General features: G+C 39.0%; 13 protein-coding genes. 11 read left to right on the forward strand and 2 right to left on the reverse strand.

The window, feature by feature from the left end:
• Window positions 1–66 precede the first annotated feature (66 nt).
• The 9 genes from AC6JAD_RS05505 (at window position 67) to AC6JAD_RS05545 (ending at window position 16,113) form a co-directional block, all read left to right on the forward strand.
• Window positions 67–2,466, forward strand: a complete 2,400-nt coding sequence (locus tag AC6JAD_RS05505; protein ID WP_461302143.1) for an ABC transporter permease — start codon at window positions 67–69, stop codon at window positions 2,464–2,466.
• A 21-nt stretch (window positions 2,467–2,487) separates the two neighbouring features.
• Window positions 2,488–4,896, forward strand: a complete 2,409-nt coding sequence (locus AC6JAD_RS05510) for an ABC transporter permease (protein ID WP_461302142.1) — start codon at window positions 2,488–2,490, stop codon at window positions 4,894–4,896.
• Window positions 4,897–4,926: 30 nt separating this feature from the next.
• Window positions 4,927–7,359 carry an ABC transporter permease gene (locus AC6JAD_RS05515; RefSeq protein WP_461302141.1) on the forward strand — a complete coding sequence of 811 codons (2,433 nt, stop codon included), beginning with the start codon at window positions 4,927–4,929 and terminating at the stop codon, window positions 7,357–7,359.
• A gap of 29 nt (window positions 7,360–7,388) precedes the next feature.
• Window positions 7,389–9,779, forward strand: a complete 2,391-nt coding sequence (locus tag AC6JAD_RS05520) for an ABC transporter permease (protein WP_461302140.1) — start codon at window positions 7,389–7,391, stop codon at window positions 9,777–9,779.
• 40 nt (window positions 9,780–9,819) lie between these two features.
• Entirely contained in the window at window positions 9,820–10,497 is a 678-nt protein-coding gene (locus AC6JAD_RS05525) for an ABC transporter ATP-binding protein (protein WP_461302139.1), read from the forward strand.
• Window positions 10,498–10,508: 11 nt separating this feature from the next.
• Complete coding sequence (locus tag AC6JAD_RS05530) at window positions 10,509–11,933, forward strand: TolC family protein (protein WP_461302138.1); 1,425 nt, start codon at window positions 10,509–10,511, stop codon at window positions 11,931–11,933.
• A gap of 228 nt (window positions 11,934–12,161) precedes the next feature.
• Complete coding sequence (locus AC6JAD_RS05535) at window positions 12,162–13,310, forward strand: helix-turn-helix domain-containing protein (RefSeq protein WP_461302137.1); 1,149 nt, start codon at window positions 12,162–12,164, stop codon at window positions 13,308–13,310.
• 332 nt (window positions 13,311–13,642) lie between these two features.
• The gene (locus tag AC6JAD_RS05540) at window positions 13,643–15,460 is read left to right on the forward strand and encodes an FG-GAP-like repeat-containing protein (protein WP_461302136.1); all 1,818 of its coding nucleotides are present in this window, start codon (window positions 13,643–13,645) and stop codon (window positions 15,458–15,460) included.
• 116 nt (window positions 15,461–15,576) lie between these two features.
• Complete coding sequence (locus tag AC6JAD_RS05545) at window positions 15,577–16,113, forward strand: hypothetical protein (protein ID WP_461302135.1); 537 nt, start codon at window positions 15,577–15,579, stop codon at window positions 16,111–16,113.
• 175 nt (window positions 16,114–16,288) lie between these two features.
• Here the strand turns inward: AC6JAD_RS05545 and AC6JAD_RS05550 are convergent, their stop codons facing one another.
• A complete protein-coding gene (locus AC6JAD_RS05550; protein WP_461302134.1) occupies window positions 16,289–18,067 on the reverse strand; it encodes an FG-GAP-like repeat-containing protein in 1,779 nt (592 codons plus the stop codon).
• 289 nt (window positions 18,068–18,356) lie between these two features.
• On the opposite strand from AC6JAD_RS05550, the gene AC6JAD_RS05555 reads away from it, so the two are divergent.
• Window positions 18,357–19,403 (forward strand): sensor histidine kinase, encoded by a 1,047-nt coding sequence (locus AC6JAD_RS05555; protein ID WP_461302133.1) that lies wholly within the window; start codon window positions 18,357–18,359, stop codon window positions 19,401–19,403.
• Window positions 19,393–20,091: a LytR/AlgR family response regulator transcription factor gene (locus AC6JAD_RS05560; RefSeq protein WP_461302132.1), complete on the forward strand. Its 699-nt coding sequence runs from the start codon at window positions 19,393–19,395 to the stop codon at window positions 20,089–20,091. The genes AC6JAD_RS05555 and AC6JAD_RS05560 overlap by 11 nt, the downstream gene beginning before the upstream one ends.
• Window positions 20,092–20,118: 27 nt before the next feature.
• Here AC6JAD_RS05560 and AC6JAD_RS05565 read toward each other — a convergent pair whose 3' ends face one another.
• Window positions 20,119–21,519, reverse strand: a complete 1,401-nt coding sequence (locus tag AC6JAD_RS05565; RefSeq protein ID WP_461302131.1) for a tetratricopeptide repeat protein — start codon at window positions 21,517–21,519, stop codon at window positions 20,119–20,121.
• Between the last annotated feature and the right edge of the window lie 43 nt (window positions 21,520–21,562).

Below are 21,562 nucleotides of genomic sequence, written 5' to 3' on the forward strand. Positions count from 1 at the left end.
CACCATAATTATATCGCAGTTTTTCTCCAAACCATTCAAAACAACGAACAGTAATTCATAGAAATCATGCTTAAAAATTATTTCAAAATAGCATTCAGAAATTTATTTAAAAACAAGGTCTATTCATTCATCAATATTTCAGGTTTGGCAATTGGTATGGCCGCCACTATCCTCATCAGTCTATGGATATTTGATGAATTAAATTACGACAGCTATTTTAATGAGAAAGCGACCATAGCGCAGGTTTTTCAGCATGAGTCGTCCAATAACGTTACTGGAACAGGCCCGGCGATTCCACGAGCTTTAGAATTTGCCATGCGCGAGGAGTTCTCAGATAACTTCGAGCATCTTATCATGTCATCATGGAACTTCACCAGATATATAAGCTATGGAGACAAGAATATCAATGTTTCTGGGAATTATATGCAAGAGGGTGCTGTGGAAATGCTTGAGCTTAATGTTATACAGGGAGACAAAAACAGCTTGGAAGGATCGAATTCGATCTTACTTTCACAAGAGACCGCCAAAACACTTTTTGGCGACAAGGATCCCATTGGGGAAATGGTGAAAATAAACAATGCCAACCTAGCCAAGGTGACAGCTATCTATGAAGACTTGCCGGAGAACAATTCCTTCAACGGATTAAATTATTTAATGCCATGGAAATTTTATGTAGCGACAGAGGAATGGGTTAAAAATGCCGAAGATAGTTGGGGGAACAACTCTTTTCAAATGTTCGCCCAAATAAATGAAAACACCTCCATGGAGGAGGTTTCTGCCAAAATCCTGGACATCAAAAAAAGAAATTCCCCAGAAGAAGCTGAATTTAATCCTCAAATTTTCTTGTTTCCAATGAACGATTGGTATCTGAAGGGTGATTGGGAAAACGGAAAGCAAACAGGAGGTCGAATTGAAAACGTCTGGTTGTTTGGTATCATTGGTATTTTCATCCTTCTTTTAGCATGTATCAATTTCATCAATCTAAGTACGGCACGCTCCGAAAAAAGGGCCACAGAGGTTGGAATTCGGAAATCCATTGGATCGCATCGAGGGCAACTTATTTTTCAGTTTTTGACAGAATCTTTTATCATCGTGTTGTTGGCTTTTGTCCTTGCCGTGGGTATTGTTTTGATTTCATTAAATGGTTTCAATAATCTGGCCAGTAAGGAAATTATATTCCCTTGGACCAATGGTTTTTTCTGGCTGGCAACTTTAATTTTCGTGCTATTTACAGCAATTCTTGCCGGTAGTTATCCTGCTCTTTATCTCTCATCCTTCAACCCCGTTTCCGTGTTAAAAGGCACATTTAAAGCGGGTCGTAATTCGTCCTTACCCAGAAAAGTACTTGTTGTTGCACAATTTACCATCTCTGTGGCTCTGATAATAGGCACTTTGGTTGTCATGAATCAGATTCAGTTTAGTAAGGACAGACCTACGGGGTATGATAAAGAAGGACTCGTGCAGCTTCCAGTAATGAGTACAGAATTTGTGGGTAAGCAGGACTTGATGCGTGAACAATTCATCGCTTCTGGTGGCGCGATAAAAATGACTGCCATGAGTAGTCCTACAACCCAAATTTGGTCGAACAGAGGCGGTTATAAATGGGAAGGCAAACCTGAAGGTTTTCAAGAAGATTTTGCCTATACCTCTGTTCATTATGATTTTGTTGAAACCCTTGGGTTGAATATAATTGATGGAAGAGGGTTTTCCCGTGAATTTGCCACAGATTCCAATGCAGTTATCCTCAATAAAACCGCGGTGGAATATATGCAGATTCAGAACCCTGTTGGTAAATTGATAGGATATGAAAATGAAGATGCGGAAGCAGAACCTATGAAAATCATTGGTGTAATAGATGATATGATTATGCAATCTCCATACACCCCGGTGAAACAAGCCATGTATACTTTTGAAAGGTATGGCAATATATCCTATTACAATCTTCGCCTAAATCCCAAGAATAGTGTTAGTAAGAATCTAGAATTAATTGAAAGCACCTTTAAAGCCAATTTTCCTAACATACCCTTTGCCTATCAATTTGTAGATGAAGAGTACGGAAAGAAGTTCAGGGCTGAGGAACGTATTGCAAGCCTTTCAAAAGTCTTCACCCTATTGGCCATTTTTATAAGTTGTTTAGGTTTGTTTGGTTTGGCGTCCTATGTGGCAGAACAACGCACTAAAGAAATCGGTGTGCGTAAAGTTTTGGGTGCTTCCATTCGTCAGTTGTGGTTACTCCTCTCGAAAGACTTCATCACCTTAGTTATCATCGCCTTGGTACTAGCCTCTCCATTGGCTTATTATGTAATGAGCAATTGGCTTCAAAAATTTCCTTACCGAACATCTGTGGGTTGGGATGTGTTTGTCATTGCTTGTACAGGCGCACTCATTATCACTCTGATTACAGTAAGTTTCCAAGCTATTAAGGCCGCCACAGCTAATCCTGTTAAATCACTTCGCACGGAATAAATCAATCAAAAAAAAGGAGTCATGCTTAAAAATTATTTCAAAATAGCGTTAAGGAACTTAAAAAAGAACAAGCTATATACGACCATAAATATTTTTGGTTTATCCATTGGTTTGGCTGCATGCCTTTTGATTTCCCTCTACATCTACAGTGAATTGACATATGATTCGTTTCATGAAAAATCATCTCAAATTGTCAGGGCAACCATGGAGTATAAACTCTCCAACGAGATTAATACAGCTGCGGTCACTGGAACGAAAGTTGGACCCGAATTTAAAAGAAGAATACCTAGTGTAGAGGACTATGTAAGAACGTACATTAGTAGTGCAAATGTGGTATATGAAAACAACTCTTTCGTAGAAGATCGCATCCTATTTGCAGATCCTTCCTTCTTCAACATTTTCTCCTTCCAATTAATTCAAGGAAATGAAACGAGCGCATTAGATGCTTCAAACAAAATTGTACTCACAGAATCGATGGCACAAAAATATTTTGGCTCCGATAATCCAATTGATAAGGTCATCAATGCCTTCGGAAGGGATTTAGTGGTTTCTGGGGTATGCAAGGACGCTCCCAAAAATTCGCAAATAAAATTTGACTTTGTTACGCAGTTCTTAAACTTAAATAATAATGTTAAAAATGAACAATGGTGGTCTGCCAATTGGATAACGTATCTACTGCTTAACAATTCGGCTGAAATTGCCAATGTAGAACAACAGATCGGTGATTATATGGCTTCGGACCTTGTAAAGCAAGAAGCAAGACTCGATGCAGGAGATTATTTAAAATACAATTTAGAGCCGCTCTTAGATGTACACCTAAAATCAGATTTAGCAGGTTTTGAGCCTAATGGAAGCCTTATGTATATCTACGTTTTTGTAATCATTACCATTCTCATCTTGTTGATAGCCATTGCCAATTACACGAATTTGGCAACAGCGCAGTCTACCATGCGAAGTGGAGAAATTGGTGTAAGAAAGGTGATGGGAGCAAGTAAAAAACAGGTGTTTTTTCAATTTATAAGTGAAGCAACCACAGTAACTATCATTTCCACAATTATAGCACTTAGTATAAGCATCTTAAGTATTCCATATTTCAATAACATTACAGGACAATCATTTTCCAGGTTAGAGCTATTACAACCTTTACCCCTATTCTTACTACTCATGTTTTGCATTGTAGTAAGTGCTTTGGCAGGGTTATATCCAGCGCTTATACTTTCAAATTCGAAAGTAATTTCAATTCTTAAAAAAGGGTTTCGATCTACGGGTACAGGTGGAAATGGTTTGCTTAAAAAGTCATTAATCGTAGGACAATTTGCTATATCCGTGTTCTTAATCATTTTCACGCTGATCATTATTCAGCAAATGAATTATGTACAAAGTAAAGATTTAGGGTATAACAAAGACCATATCGTAGTAATGCCTATACGCGGAAAGATGTTGAATGATTTCACGTCCATTAAGGAAGCTTTTCAACAGGTTCAAGGCGTTAAATCGGTGACAGCTTCTTATGAAACACCCGAATTTGTGGAGTGGTCCGATGGCATTTATGCCGTTGATGAAAATGGTGAACATGATGTTTCTGTCAATGCCATGCCAGTGGATTTAGACTTCATAGAAACCATGGGAATGGAACTCGTGGCTGGTCGGGATTTCACTACTACAGATTTTGCATTAATGGACACCATTAATTCGGGCAATAAAAAATACCAAATACCTTACTTGATAAACGAAACCCTGGCTAACCGAATTGGCTGGACACCTGAGGAAGCTATTGGGAGAACCATTGAGAATCGCGCCGAAGGTCCCGTACTGGGCGTGGTCAAAGACTTTCATTTCAGCAGTTTACATGATCCTATTGGGCCATTACTCATTTTTTTGAATCGAAATTTCTCCAGAAACTATATGGTGCGAATTTCGAATACAGATGTAGAAGGCACTTTGGCTCGTCTTGAAAATACCTGGTCATCGCGTGTTTCTGACAAACCTTTTGATTATCATTTTTTAGATCAGGATTACGATGCATTATACCAATCTGAAAAGAGAAGCTCTATCCTATTTACTGTCGCTGCTAGCTTGTCGGTTTTACTAGCGTGTTTAGGGTTATTCGGTTTAGTAGCATTTAGTATTGTGCGGCGAACAAAAGAATTAGGTATTCGAAAAGTCTTAGGTGCAAACCTTGGTAATATTATGCTGCTCGTAAGCAAGAATTTTTTGATTCTTGTAGCCGTAGCGGTGGCAATAGCTTCACCGTTTGCCTATTGGACCGCTAAAAATTGGCTTCAGAATTTCACCTATAGAATTGAACCTCAACTGCACGTTTTTCTTATTGCAGGCCTCGTAACGGTATTGATTACGATAATAACCATCAGTTACCATTCTTTCAAAGCAGCTTTGGCTAATCCAGTAAAATCATTACGCACGGAATAGAAGGCATCAATCGAAAAAATTAAAAAAATCATGATCAAGAATTATATCAAAATAGCATGGCGAAACCTTCTTAAGAACAAGGGGTTTACCGCAATAAATATTATAGGCCTGTCTCTGGGTATAGCTTGTTTTATCGTCATTGCCATGTTCGTTACAGACGAGTTGAGTTATGACAAATTTCACGAAAAAGCGGATAACATCTACAGAATACATTCAGATATCAGTTTTGGAGGTACAGATTTGAATATGGCTGTAAGTGCGGATCCTATGGGAGAAACACTAAAAAACGACTACCCTGAAGTAGAAGAATACGTGCGATTTTATGGTAGTGGTGGAGCAAAGCTGATAAAAAAAGGCAATGAATACATTAAAGAAGAAAATGTGGTTCATGCCGACTCTACATTGTTTAATGTGTTTACCCTTCCTAGTATTGTAGGTAACACGCAGACAGCACTAAACGAACCAAATACTGTAGTCGTAACCAAAACTGTTGCTCAACGGTATTTTGGTTCGGCAGAACTGGCCTTAGGGCAAATGCTGGATACCGATGATGACAATAGAACCTTATATGAAGTCACCGCTGTAATAGAGGATATTCCCCAGAATTCTCACTTCAATTATGACTTCTTCTTTTCGATGGATAATGTAGATTACGATTTCGGAAATTTTTCAAGTCATAATTTTTATACCTACGTCGTATTAAGACCAGGTACAGATTATAAGGAGTTCAATAAGAACTTTGACGAGGTTATTGAAAAACACATGCTTCCGCAAATTCGACAATACGTGGACATTGCAAGCATTGAAGAGTTTGAGCAAAAAGGAAATAGACTGGAATATTCTTTATTTCCACTTACCGACATCCATTTAAAATCTTCAAGAGGCGTGGAAATAAAACCTAATGGCAACATACAGTATGTCTATATATTCTCTACTGCTGCGCTATTTATTTTGATTTTAGCATGTATAAACTTCATGAATTTGACCACTGCAAGATCTACGGGCAGAGCAAGGGAAGTGGGTATTAGGAAAGTACTGGGTACAAATAAAAAATCCTTGATATCCCAGTTTTTAATTGAATCGACCATAGTAACCATAATAGCACTCATCATTGGGCTCTTTTTCGTTTGGCTAACATTAGGCTGGTTTAACGATATCTCAGGAAAGGAAATGGTCCTATCTTCCTTATTGAACCCGAAGTTTTTGTTATTTCTTTTATTCCTTCCTTTCATGATAGGCGTTTTAGCCGGGATATATCCTGCGTTTTTCATGTCATCATTTCAACCAATTACCGTGCTAAAAGGAAAGCTATCCGCTGGATATCAAAAAAACTATCTCCGGAATTTTCTGGTTGTATTCCAATTTGCTACTTCCATTATTTTAATTATCGGAACCATCGTTATTTATAAGCAGATTGATCATATACAAAAAACCAATATTGGATTTGATAAAGATCAGGTGTTACTGGTAAGTAATTCTGGATTACCCCAGGAAACCCGGATATCCTTAAAAACAGAAATCGAACAACAAGCCGATGTAAAATCAGCTTCGTTTGCCGGTTATATCCCGGTTTCAGATTCATCCAGATCGGATACCACTTTTTCTACGGAATCCGTGATGACCCAAACCAATGGTTTTAATATGCAGTATTGGAGAGTTGATTACGATTACCTCAGCAATATGGATATGGAACTGGTTGAGGGGCGCTTTTTCTCTAGGTCGTTTGGTGCAGACTCCACCGCCATTATATTAAATGAAACTGCTGCCAAATTAACTGGTTTTGACAATCCCATAGGTAAGAAAATCTACACGACCAATGGTAATAATTCGCAAATCGCTTACGAAATTATTGGTATTGTCAAGAACTTCAACTACGAATCCCTGAGACAAAATGTGGGTGCTTTGAGTTTTAGATTGGGTAATAATAGTTGGGTTTCTGCATTCAGGTTCAATACAGCCAATGTTGATAAACTGGTAAGTCTAATTGAAACCAAATATAAAGCTGCTGCGCCTGGAATGCCCTTTGAATATCAATTCATGGATGAAGCCTTTGACGTAATGTACCGGCAGGAACAACGTGTAGGAAAGGTAGCATTGACTTTTGCCATACTTGCCATTATTATTGCTTGCTTAGGGCTCTTCGGATTGGCCACGTACATTGCAGAACAGCGCACCAAAGAAATTGGCATAAGAAAAGTATTGGGTGCTTCGGTCAGTAATATTGTAAAAATGCTTTCCACGGACTTTGTTAAGCTAGTACTGATTTCATTTGTTATTGCGGCACCAATCGCTTGGTGGTTCATGAATACTTGGTTACAGGATTTTGCCTTTAGAATCCCTTTGAACTGGTGGATATTTGTAGTTACAGGACTTATCGCCTTAACTGTAGCCTTTGTAACCCTGAGCTCTCAGGCAATCAAAGCCGCTATTGCCAATCCGGTTAATTCCCTCAGGTCAGAATAGATTCATCATCAATCAAAAACACAACGAACATGATATTCACTCATTTTAAAATTGGATTCAGAAATATAATTAAGAACAAAGCATTCCTCTCATTGAATGCCGGAGGTTTAACGATTGGTTTAACAGCTGTTTTACTTATTAGTCTTTGGGTGTATAGTGAGCTCAGTTATAATTCGTCCTTAACGCATTACAATGATATTGCTGCTGTTATGCAACATCAGAGTCGGGCAGATGAAATCCGAACATACACGGGTCAGCCCATGCAAATGGCACCTGTATTACGGGAGGAATACGGAAATCACTTTACATATGTGGCAACCAGTGCAAGATCCAGGAATTACAACATAAAGTACAATAATGATATGCTCGTTGTGGAGGGTCGATTTGCGGAGCCTGACCTAGCACATATTCTGGATCTGAAACTACTTGCTGGCAGCAGGGAAGCCCTATTGGATATTTCCTCTGTACTTATCTCTCAAAGTACCGCAAAAAATATATTTGGCGTGGAGGATCCCATGGGAAAAGTGATCACCATCAGCGGCGAAATGGATGTGAAGGTCGCAGGTGTTTATGAAGACTTGCCCAATAATTCGAGCTTTGCCGATTTAAACTTTATCGCCCCTTTCGAACTACTTAAAAAAACCGAAAACTATGAAGAAAGACTGAGTTGGGGAAACTATTGGTTTCAGGTTTATGTAAAGCTTAACGACACCAATGGGCTTACCAATGCAGCCGCTGCCATTGAGGATGTATTTATGGAAAAATATATCGAGAAAACCAATGATAGAAATTATCAAGTCTTCTTGTATCCTATGTCCAAATGGCATTTATACTCAGATTTTGAAAACGGTGTAAGTGTTGGCGGGAGGATATCCTACGTTAAAATATTTGGTATTATCGGCATATTTATTCTGCTTTTAGCCTGTATCAATTTCATGAACCTAAGTACTGCTCATGCCCTAAAACGAGGGAAAGAAGTGGGCGTACGAAAGACACTGGGCTCTTCCAAAGGACAACTTATTTTTCAATTCTTTACTGAATCATTTTTAATCATATTATTCGCATTTGGTATTGCCCTTATATTGACCACTGTATTATTACCCGCATTCAATAAATTAACACTAAAAGAGGTAGCCATTCCATTTGCAACGCCCGCATTCTGGATGGTTTGTTTGCTATTAATTGGAATTACGGCTGTTTTGAGTAGTCTGTACCCTTCCTTCTACCTATCGGCATTTAAACCAGTAAGAGTTCTTAAAGGGTTGAGCAGTAATAATAAAACCGCCGTTAATCTTAGAAAGGGGCTTATAGTGCTTCAGTTTGCTATTTCAAGTATTCTCATTATTGGAACCATAACCATTGTTGGTCAAATCAATCACGCAAAGAACAGGCCTCTTGGTTTTGATAAGGATCTTTTGGTAAGCGTTCCTATTTATACGGAGAAAGTGTTGCAAAGTTATGACGCTATTAAGAATGAACTATTGTCCTCTACACACATTGATCAGGTCACTGCGTCCGATGTGAGAATAACGAGCACGTACACTACCAATGGAGGTGATTTCAATTGGAAAAATAAAGACCCAGAATTGGAACCAGAATTTTATACGATTCGCGCTACCGAAGGTTTCGGAAAAATGATCGACTGGAATATTCTTGAAGGAAGGGATTTTTCTGCCGAATTCCCCAGTGACACCTTGGCCTTTCTTGTCAATGAAACAGCCGTGAAATACATGAACCTTGAAAACCCTGTAGGCGAATTCATAAGTTGGGGCGAAAGAAAGTATAAGGTTATTGGCGTAGTTCAAAATATGGTTACCCGATCTCCTTTCGATCCCGATGTGCCCTCGTTATATATATTGCATAAGGGAAGTTTTCTCAATTGGGTCAATGTAAAAATCGCCTCAGACAATGCTGGCGTTATTGAAGGTGCTTTGGACAAAATGGAGACAGTTTTTCAAAAGTATAATCCTGAAAACCTGTTTGCATATGTATTTACAGATGAAGAATACGAGCGCAAGTTCAATGCCGAACAACGCATTGCCAAATTAGTGGCCATATTTGCCCTAGTAGCCATCTTCATTAGTTGTTTGGGAGTATTAGGTTTATCGACCTATATGGCCATTCAGCGGAAAAAGGAAATCGGCATACGCAAAGTGCTTGGGGCCTCCATACAAGCGATATGGCAATTATTGTCGAAGCAATTTATTGTATTGGTATTAATTTCACTGATCATTGCCATTCCTTTAGGCTACTACTTCTCGTCGCAGTGGTTGCAAGAATATAGTTATCGTATGAACATGGACATTTGGATTTTCATTAGTGCCGGAGTCATTGTTCTGGGTATTTCGCTAATTACCGTAAGTTTCCAGGCCATTAAAGCCGCAATAGCCAATCCTGTGAATAGTTTAAGAACGGAGTAACTCTGTATTCATTCATTAATCAAAAAAACCAAAAGTCAAAATGGCAAATACAATAGTAAGTTTACAGGAAGCTTCAAGAACGGTCAAATCCGGTAGCAACAAAGTAACTATACTCGATGAGATCAACCTACAAGTTGAAGAAGGTGAATTTATCTCATTAATGGGACCTTCAGGTTCTGGGAAATCCACACTCCTCAATTGTATTGGTATGCTGGATGCATTTACGGATGGCGGATATACCTTTTTAGGGCAACCCGTTCATCGCATGAAGGAAAAAGATCGATCTAAATTGTACAAAGAGTATATCGGTTTTGTTTTTCAAGCCTATCATCTCATCGATGAACTAACGGTTTACGAGAATATTGAAACCCCTCTACTTTACAAAGGTGTGAAGCCTTCTGAACGCAAAGCCATGGTTGCTGACATGCTGGACAGATTCAGTATAGTGGGTAAAAAAGGTCTATTTCCGCAACAGTTGAGTGGAGGCCAACAACAACTGGTTGGAATAATGAGAGCCCTCATTGGTAAACCAAAATTAATCCTAGCCGATGAACCAACAGGTAACCTGAACTCAAAACAAAGTACCGAAATCATGGACCTCTTTGCTGAACTGAATAAAGAAGGTGTCACCATCATACAAGCCACACATTCTGAAAACAATGCTGCGTATGGCTCAAGAATAATAAACCTACTCGACGGGAAAATAGTCTCTCAATAAGTAAAGAAATCATGAAACATAAAATCATCATTTTCACACTCATTGTACTGATGGGTACGATAAGCCATGCCCAAGAAATCACTGAAAAGAAGTACTCTTTAGATGAATGTATTTCAATAGCACTTCAAAATAATCTTGATTTAAAATCAGCGAATTTACGTGCTAATTCAGCCAAAATTAATCATCGGCAGGCCAAGGCAAATCTACTGCCAAGCGTAAATGGAAATTTTAATTTAGGGGTGAATGATGGGCGAAGTATAGATCCTTTCACCAACGACTTCATCACGCAAGAGTTGACCTTTTCGAATATGGGTTTGAACTTAAACATGACAGTATTTAACGGATTCAGACTCCTAAACGCAGCGAAACAAAACGGATTAAACCGACAAGCTTCTGAATTGGAGATTGATGCTGCTAAACAAGATCTTGTTCTAAATGTTACCCTAGCTTATTTACAAGTATTAAATAGTAACGCCATTCTTAACCTGAATAAACAACGTCTTGAAGCAACGAAAAAGCAGCTAAAAATTCAGGAAGACTTCTTTAAAAATGAATCGGGAAACCCCGCCGATTATGCCGATATATTGGGACAGATCGCCAATGACGAAACCAATATTCTCACTTCAGAATCATCATTGAACAATGCCAAACTCAGCTTAATTCAATTGTTAAATCTCCCGGATAATGTAGCGATCGACCCTGAAGAAATTATATTGGATTTTGAAAAATACCCGCTTTCGGCAGACGAAGTGTATCAAGAAGCACTGCAGCATTTAGCGACATTTAAGGCAACCGAATTAAGGGTTGAGGCTGCCAAAAAAGGGGTAAGTGTGGCAAAGGCACAGTTTACTCCAGAAGTATCTTTATTTGCTGGGGTAAACACAAATTATTCCAGCGTTGCCGAAACCTTTACGGCTACAGGGACCAGCATTGTAGAAACAGGGGATTTTGTAACTATTGATGGGGAAGATTTCAATGTTCTTACAGAAAGCACCGCATTCGAATCTCAAAAAATCGGTTATACGGATCAGTTAGACAACAATCTAAATACGGTGATTGGGGTAGCAGTCAATATTCCTTTAATAAATGGTTTTAGTGCCAAGAACAATGTAGCTCTCGAAAAAATCAGGGTAGAGGAGTCTCTCGTTCAATTAGAACAAACAACTCTAGAAATTAAGAATGCTATTGTTCTGGTTCACTTCGATATGGAAGCTGCTTTCAACCGCTGTCGAAGTCTAGAAAATCAAGTAACGGCCTATCAAGAATCCTATCGTATTAACGAAATTAGGTTTAATAATGGTGTTTCCAATTTTCTAAACTATATCACAAGTAAAAATAATCTGGATAATGCAAAAATCAATCTTACCAATGCCAAATTCGATTACTGGTTACGGGTTAAGATATTAGATTATTACAGGGGTGAGAACATCTTCTAGAATTTAATTCGACAAAAATCCCTATCGGGAACCATCTTCGATCCGATAGTAATACAGTGGGAATGGAATATTCAAACCAACCTTTTCTCGGCTTGATTTTTTATTTGAGATATGGCAGGGTGCCTCAAATCTATGCCTGAGATCCTTGAAAACATTAACAATTATTAAGCAATCCAGCCGGAGTATTTGTTTAATTTTGATTTGATATCTCTGTAATTTCTCTCTGCAATGCCACAGCAAGCCTTTATTTTCCTTGTACTTTTTGCGGCTTTTAGCACATTTAATTTCGGGCTGTATCAACTTATTCGAGCCATTCGAAGAAAAACCAATAAGCTCCTATCTATAGCCATTGTTTTATCGGCCATTTGCTTTTTTGGCTACGCATTCGAATTGTCCGCTTACTATCGCTATCTCCCACACCTTCAATGGATTAACGCTCCTATTTTGTATATACTTGGGCCTTTATTTTATTTATACCTGCAAAGAAAGTCGAACTGGAGTCACGTCTTTCATTTCATTCCAGCTGTGGCCATGATGATTTACCTCTTGCCATTCTACATTAAAAGTGGATCGGAAAAAATCGACTACATGGAAGAAACTTTTGGAATGGTCCTGCAGCAAGGCACAAGTCTGCTATTTTATTTTTACCTACTTCACATTGGGATCTATCTGTATTTCGGTTATCGGACAATGAACACCCATTCGCGATCTTTCGAAAATTATGGGTCCAATGTCAAGACACGTTCATATTTATTATCCCTGAAGAATCTATACGGAGTCTTCTCAGCCATAACGATTCTTAGTTTTCTTCTTTGCCTGTTTTTGGATCTTACCGATAATTACCTAAGCGGATACATCTTCTACACCTTCTCCTGGGTTATTATATTAGTGCTTTTGTTTCAGTTCTACATGTATTACCAAGGCGCCGAACTGCCCATTAAAAGATTAACAGAAAAGCCAGTTAGGAGGGGCAATCTCAGTGGGGATCACAGTGCTATAATTGAGAGAATGGAGGCACTCATGAAAGACAAGAAACTCTACCGTAATGCTGAACTAAAAATAATGGAAGTTGCCCACGAAGTCGGGGTTAATTTGCACATCCTTTCTGCCGCCATAAACCAACATTACGGGCATAACTTTTTCGATTACATCAATAAACTAAGGATAGAAGAATTAAAAACCACACTCTTGGATCCTTCGAAAAACCATTTAACATTATTCGCAATTGCAAGGGAATCGGGCTTCCAAAGTAATAGTTCATTTTATAGGGTTTTTAAGAAGCATACTGGGCTTACCCCAAAAGAGTATATTAAGTCTCAACAAAAAGAACCGACATTTTCCCAGAATGTCCTTAGCTCCAATTCTCAAGATAGGTAATATAAATACTACTCTCCAGGAATCCACTCAGGTTCTCCATAATAGGCCTCTACTAAAGTAGTTTGCCGTTCATTTTCCCCATCCCTTTCAATGGTATACAAATGGTGTAGGTTGCTATATTGGGTATGGCCAATTAAGATATCTCAATTCGTAAATTGATGCCATGTAAATCTCATTCATCGTATAGAGCGGGATTACAACCATAGAAAATGAATCGAACAGTTTACAATTTTATCCCATCCTAATAATTTGGGACTTTATGCTTAAGAATAGTACCCATAGCAGATTAGTCCAACCATAGTTTTGAATCAAATAATTTTAATTCAATCACTATGAAAACGAAAAGTACACTTCTTATCACGCTTGTTTGTCTTGTATTCGGATTCTCGAAAACATCTTATGCTCAAAATTTTGTTCAGGTAAATGGGCAACCCATCTCAATTACTAATCTTGATGATTATTGGACAGGTGCAGCTTGGATCGATGTGGATAATGATGATGACCTCGACTTATTTTTAACCAATCGGGTTACTGGGACCACTCCCAGAAAAAACAAATTATACTTAAATGAAGCTGGGAATTTTACCGAAATAACAACGGGTACGTTGGTAAATGAACTGGGATTTTGGTTTGGTAACACTTGGGGAGATTACAATAACGATGGTCTTATGGATGTCTTCGTAGCTGGATACCCCGGAAGGCTATTCACCAATATGGGTAATGGAACATTTGAAAAGGTCACAGTAGGAGAGGTCGCCGATCCCCAATTGGCTGGGATTAGCGCCGCCTTTGGCGATTTCAACAATGACGGCAACTTAGACCTTATTCAGGTTCGTCCCAACTGGTTGGCAGGGCCTCCTAGTACGGGTGATCCTGGTTCCCCTTGGATTATGATAAATGAAGGGCCCCCTAATTACACATTTAATCGTTTATTGGGTACTGAGGTTAACGATCCCACCGATGGGACCTATCTGCATCCCACCTTATCCGATTTTGACAGTGATGGCGATCTGGACATTTTTATTGGAATGGGAAGTGGTATGCCTATGCAAGATTTAATGTACAGAAATCGCTTCAGTGAAACTGGAACTTTGGATTTTGAACGCATTACGGGGATTACCCTATCTGATGATTTGGTCGAAGGCAACCAATGGAGCTTTATAGATATAGACAACGATCAGGATCTGGATGCCTATTTGACCAATTGGGCCACAACGGATAGCCAAGGCAATACCATTCCTAAAGAAAATAGTTTGTACCGCAACAATTCGGGTTCGTATATAGAAGACACTATCGATATTATTGCTGCCGATCCTTCCCTAACCTCTACAGTAAGTTGGGGAGATTATGACAATGATGGGGACTTAGATGCCATTACCGTTTGCGATGCTGGGCATACCCTCGATTACTATCAAAATGACGGCAATGGTAATTTCACAAAAATCATGGCGGGTGAATTGGGCACAACCGATAAAAACCAAAGTGGATGTTCTAATGGGGATTATGACAATGATGGGGACTTAGATCTCTTCATTCCGGGGCCTGGCGCGGACAACTCTTTCTTCAGAAATGACCTTTCCAATGGAAACAACTGGGTAAAATTCGAACTGCTAGGCACAGTTTCCAATAAAGCAGGAATTGGGTCGAAGGTTTGGATAACTTCTTCTGGAACCACCCAAATGAGGGAAGTATCTACTTCGAGTACCTTTTTTGGAATGAACAGTTTGATCCAGCATTTTGGATTGGGGTTGGCAACAAGTCTTGATCAAATACTTGTACAATGGCCCACAGGACTAACGGAATTATTCGATGGCTTTGGTATCAACGACACCCACGTATTGGAAGAAGGGCAAGGAATACTATCGGTAACCCAATTTGATCCCGAGAGTACGATTTTGATCTCCCCAAATCCAGTAGACTCTGATCTCCTTCTTACCTTCACGGAAGAAATAAACCACCCCCTTCATATTTCATTGTATAACCTTAATGGTGAAAAGGTTTTAAATTTTACAATGGAAGGGTTGGAGAACCAAAAAACGCGGGTTATTCCAGAAGAAAAATTGGGCCCACTAGCCATCGGTGTTTACATGTTCACGATACACAATGGAGACCATGTAATTTATCATCAAAAACTAGTGATTTCGAAGTAAAGTAATTTGATAAGCCTCACGAGAAATCGTGAGGCCATTCCCGTTCTAAATAATATTTGGTACATTGCATATACCTATTTATGATTTAATGCAAAACCCTAATACCCCCAAATACCATGAGACATTCATTCTTATTTGTATTGTCGCTATTAATGCTATTCAATGTATCGTGTAGTAAAAACGACGATAATTCCGATGACAATTCCACTGATAATTCACCGGCTGGAGAGGCCGTATTTCAAGCTACCATAGACGGAGACACCTATTCCAATTATGACTTTACCATTGGAGTATATGAAGTGGTAAAGGGCACCACAGGAAATACATTAAGTATCAATACCGGTGATATTAATGGAGAAATGGTCTCATTATTTTTAAATGGTACCGATGGATTTAGTAGCGGAACCGTTAAAGAAATGGGGGATGTGGATGCTGATAGTTTTACAACCTTTGCCACAGTAAGACAAGCAAGTCCTCAGATTACCTATTTTTCTAATGGAGGTAGTGTTACCATCACCAACAATAGGGAGCATCCTAGTGAAACTGGCCATCGTCTACTATCAGGAACTTTTAATATTACAGCGGCCACTATAGATGGTATCAACACCTTATCCCTATCGGGTTCCTTTACAGAATTGGATTTTGTTGACTAAGGTGAAAATTGCTTCCTACTAGGATTCTTTCAGATTATCGGCGAAACTAAAGTTGGCGATCCTCAAAACCCTATTATTAAAAAAGGGACACCCCTATATGCAGCAAGCACTAATTTCCTTAACCATCATGGTGCCTTTTGCAATAAGAAGTGTCACTAATCAAACCAAACGAAATCTACTCCTTGATAAACCTTACTACTTTGTTTTGTCCATTCACTGTTACGGATAAAAAATAAATTCCTTCAGTTAGCTCACTTACATCAATTCCACCCGTATAACTACTGCTAGTTTTTACAATCTTGCCATCCATAGCAATTATCTCCCAGTTGGATATGAGTAATGAGGACACGGACTTTATATGCAATTCTTCAGAGGTTGGATTCGGATAAATCCTAATGCCTTCAGCAGGTGATATGTCGGTAATGCCCAATTCGTCACATGATCCTTCCATAATTTGTATATCGCCGGAGGCAACATCTGTACATACTTCGGTAAGGCCCGAGGGCCATTTAACTATGAGCGAATCTATAACAGTAGCATCCCCCAAACCAAAGTGAGCAATTTGCTGTTCTTGCATTCCAAAGCTTTCTACACCTCCATTTATTCTTCTTGTTTGCCATACACTACTTCCATTTATAGTAGCCGAAACATGAATTTCTGCTCCAATTCCATTTGTGTTCGAAGCAACTCCCTGAAGACTAATCTTTGCAAAATTGTTATCCTGTCCAATCTTGTTTTCAAATAAGTCATTGGCTACAGCCGCCCCCGATGGAAAAGTAGTGCAGCAAGTTATTACCACAAGATCAAGGTCCCCGTCGTTATCATAGTCTGCCCAACCTCCGCCCTGCGGTGATACAACGGTGTTTGTGATATCTCCTGCTATGGCACTTTCGACACTTGTAAATTCTCCAGACCCATTATTTTCATATAGAAAACCAGGGAAAGTGGAATTGGTTCGGGTGTTCTGATATAAATCCAAATCTCCATCATTATCGAAATCAGCCCAGGAATTCACTGTAGTCCAACCTGAGTTTTGTGTCATAGGCTGATCGTTGATTTCAGTAAATGTCCCGTCCCCATTGTTTCGATACAATCTGTCTTGATTGTTAAAATAGTTTAGAAATAAATCTAGATCACGATCATTGTCATAGTCAACCCAATTACAGCCAATATTAGTGCCCGCATTGTTTGTTACCTCGGGTATGGAAAGCTCAACAAAGTTGTCGGGATCACCTGTTTCCACAAACTGACTTAGGTATAGTTTGTTGTCTTGGTTAGAGAAATTGGTAAAATAAACATCTAGATCACCATCCCCGTCAAAATCGAACCATGTATCTGTTGTAATTGCCCAAAAACGCGACATCAGAAAAGAAAGATCTGTGACCGATGTGAATACTCCATTGTCATTTCTGTAGAAAATATCGGTGGTCCCGTTCCCACCTGTCGAAAATAAATCTAAGTCTCCGTCCATATCGTAATCCACCCAAGTTCCGGTACTGCTATAGTTTTCTTCGCCAGGGCCTCCAACCAAAGTTGTCGCTATGAATTCGTAGTCCGGAGCCCCAGTATTCTCATACAAAATGTTGGCAGAGGGATCATTTCCGTTGTTTTCTTGATAATTGATTTGGTACAAATCAAGATCCCCATCATTGTCGAAATCTCCAGCAACAGAAGTGGGCCCTCCGGTTCCAACTATATAAAAATCTGAAGTGCCTGAAGCCGTGAAAACCCCTGCGTTGTTTTCGTAAATCCTGGTCCTGTTTTGCGCAGGATTGTCATAACCCATAACTACAATATCGACCATTCCGTCATTGTTGTAATCCATCCAGGTTCCTCCTGCCTGATGCAGTGCTGTATTTACAAGATCTCCTGCATTGTTGTCCAACTCGAAGTACTGTGCCGAAGTGATTGATGTAATTAAACTCGTTATTAGAATTAATAGATTTCTTTTCATTGCCTATGATTATTAAATGAATTTCACGTTTACTTTGCTAAGAAATCACAATGATCCCGTGACCTTACTTTTTTTACATATACTTGGCATATTTTGATGCTGACTGGCCTATTTGCTATTTCATATTGAATACAAGAATCCTCTAGGTTTTGCTAAGAAAATGGCACAATTACACCAGATTTTAAGTGTTAAAACCCGCCATAAGTGTATTCGCATAAAGATTTAGCGTCTTAACATAAAAAGACGGCGCATTTGGAGATGAACCCTGATATAGATTTATTTTTGAGCCATGAAACATCGAATTAATTTTATTCATCATGGGATTTTCTGGGTCCTTTTTATGTTCTGTTTTGCTTATTCCGAATGGGGCTATAATTACTCTCTGGGAGATGCATTCACATTTGAATTAATTCTGCTACCAGCGAGGCTGATTCTCGTATATGTAACATGGTTTATTCTTATCCCCAAATTCCTGCATAGAAACCAATACTATAAATTCGGCATTACGTTCATTCTAATTCTAATCATTTTAGGCATTTTGTTAAGGGTCGTACAACTGTATTGGGCATATCCGTTGTTCTTTCCACAATGGATGAGCGATGCGCATATTCACGTATTCAAATTAACCCGCATCGTACAGAACATGCTTATCATTTCTTTCCCGGCAGCTATTGCTACAGGCTGGAAACTATTAATTGATTGGAATAGGAAACAAAAAGAAACCCAAGAACTTGAAATTGAAAAAAAGGAAACCGAACTTAAATACCTAAAATCACAAGTCAATCCACATTTCTTATTCAATAACCTCAACAATATTTATAGCCTATCGTTGGAAAGATCTGAGAAGGTTTCTGATCTTATCTTAAAGCTATCCGAATTTCTCAGCTTCTCCCTTTACGAAACAAGCAATAAAACCATTCCGATAAAGAAGGAAATAGATCTGATTCTAAATTTCATCGAATTACAGACCGATCGGTTCGCCGATCGGGTTGAGGTGTTAGTGGATATTCAGGAACCCGAGAATTTCTTGGAGATTCCACCCGTTCTTTTGATCCCTTTCGTTGAAAACGCATTCAAGCATAGTTTGAAAAACGAAACGGGAAAAGCGTTTATTAATATCCGCTTGTCTGAAAATAATAATACATTGTCGTTGGAAGTAGAAAACTCCCAACCAGAAAACATCCAAGAGGCAAGTGAGAATAAAGGAGGCATAGGGCTTGTAAACATAAAAAGGCGATTAGAACTTCTCTACGGAGAGAAACATTCACTTCGCATCAATGAAACCAGTAATACTTTTAGAGTGAGGCTCGAACTAAAAAATGAAGATGAAAATTAACTGTCTTATTGTAGACGACGAAATATCCGCTCGCAAGATCTTAAAAAGGTACATCAATGATATACCTGGATTATCATTAATTGCTGAATGTAAGAATGCTTTTGAGGTAATGGATGTTCTGAATGAAAAGCAAATTGACGTTATCTTCCTCGATATTGAAATGCCAAAATTGTCCGGATTGAGCTTTCTTAAAACGTTGAAATATCCGCCCGAGGTTATTATTACAACAGCATTCAGGGAATACGCCCTAGAAGGTTATGACCTTAACGTGACAGACTATTTATTAAAACCCATATCCTTCGAGCGTTTTGTCACTTCCGTAAATAAAATCCTTAAGAAAAGTGAAACCACTTCATTTAGTATGAACGATTTCACCTATTTCAAATCCGGGAAAAAGAATATTCAAGTATTCTTTAAAGACATTCTTATGGTTGAGGGATTGGGAAATTATGTAAAAGTTCATACAGTACATGGGATAATAACTACGTACGATCGTATGTCGGATATGGAAGTTTTGTTACCTAGCGCAAGTTTTATCAGAATACATAGATCCTATATTGTCGCTTTAGATAAAATTACAGCCTACGGAAGCGATTATGTAGAAATAGGGTCCAAACAACTATCGGTTGGAAATACTTTTCGTGAATCTTTTTACGGTATTATAAGCAAGCTTTCCCAGCGAGGTTAAAATCCTAAGCACGTCCAATGAAAGATCCTAATTCTTCTCGATCAGAACACTAAACGGGCCCTGGATTATTGCATAGTCTAAGTTATTTGTCTCAATAAGGGAAGGTATTCGCTCCAAGGTGGCATGAAATTGAGCTATCGACCCATTTCCCTGATATGCTTTAGCCAGCCAATAAAGGTAATAAGCATTTTGAGAATCTATACCTTCCAGTAGTTCTATGGCCGCAATATATTCTTGTTTCTCCATCTGTGCCCTAGCAAGAAGGAGTTTTACATCTTCCGTTTTGAATGTTAAGGGTTCTAACAATTCTATCGCATCATCTGGCAAACGCTGTAGAAGCTTCGAATATGCTTCAAAATATACCACCATATCCCGAACATTTTGTATCGTTTCCTGATTGGTTAGATTGTTTTCAACAAAATCCAACCATTCCTTATAACTCTGCATTCCACTTTGCCAATCGCCTTTTTCAAAATACAAGCGGGTTATTCGTGATGCCGTGATATATCGATGAAAAATAGGTTCTCTCGGCGGGCTTTCCAGCAAACTTTGTTTCTGCTGAGATCTCAGCGTTACTATGGCCGAATCCATGTCTCCTTCCATCAGATAGCTGCATACCTCGGCACGCCATCGGTGCCGATATTCGTAATCACTTAGCTTTAATTCACCAAGAGGAATTAAGGCCTTTCTCGCCTCATCATACCTTCCAAGCAAGCTCAAGTTGGTAGCTACTCCAATATGCGTCCAAGGTGAGTCCGGATCAAGTTTCAACACCTCATTATAGCTGGCCAACGAAGCCTCATAGCTGTGTGAGCGCATTTCGATTTCAGCCTTAATTTCTAATGGGTCTATGTGATTTGGTAAAAACCGGAGATAGTCGGCCACCACCTTTTCCGCATTCTCAATATCGCCCTTAGCAAGATGGGCATACGCCAATTCGTTATAGTAGTTGGCCATATTTGGCTTAATTTGCAGTGCTCTGTCAAAATATCGAATAGCTGTATCTGGTTCATGTCTGCCATGATGAATGTTGACAAACCCAAATAAATAATTGGCGTTGTGATCTTCTGGATATAACGATACCAGTTCTTTGAAATAGTCGTACTCCTCTTTTTGTCCCAACTCCTTTTTCCCGTAGAAACTATTCCTTCCCAACAACCAAAGTTGTTCTCCTTTCGAGATCTTCGGAAGGTCCTGCATGGCTGTGTCCAAATGCTTTTGTCGTGCTTCGAAATTACCACGAAGCATGGCAAGACGAAGCCTTGCCTTCACGAAGGAAGGGTCTAATTTCAAAGCATTTCTGTATTCAGTTTCGGCTTCAGTAATGTTTAGTACCCCTTCATATTGGAGTCCGTGCTGAAAATGCTTCCTGGCTTCCTCCGAAAATGTGGTTGTGGGAATAACATGTGGTTCCTCTTTACAACTCATTACCATAACGAGCAATGTAAAAAAGGGTGCTATTTTCAGGCAG

Source organism: Aureisphaera sp., from assembly GCF_059726885.1.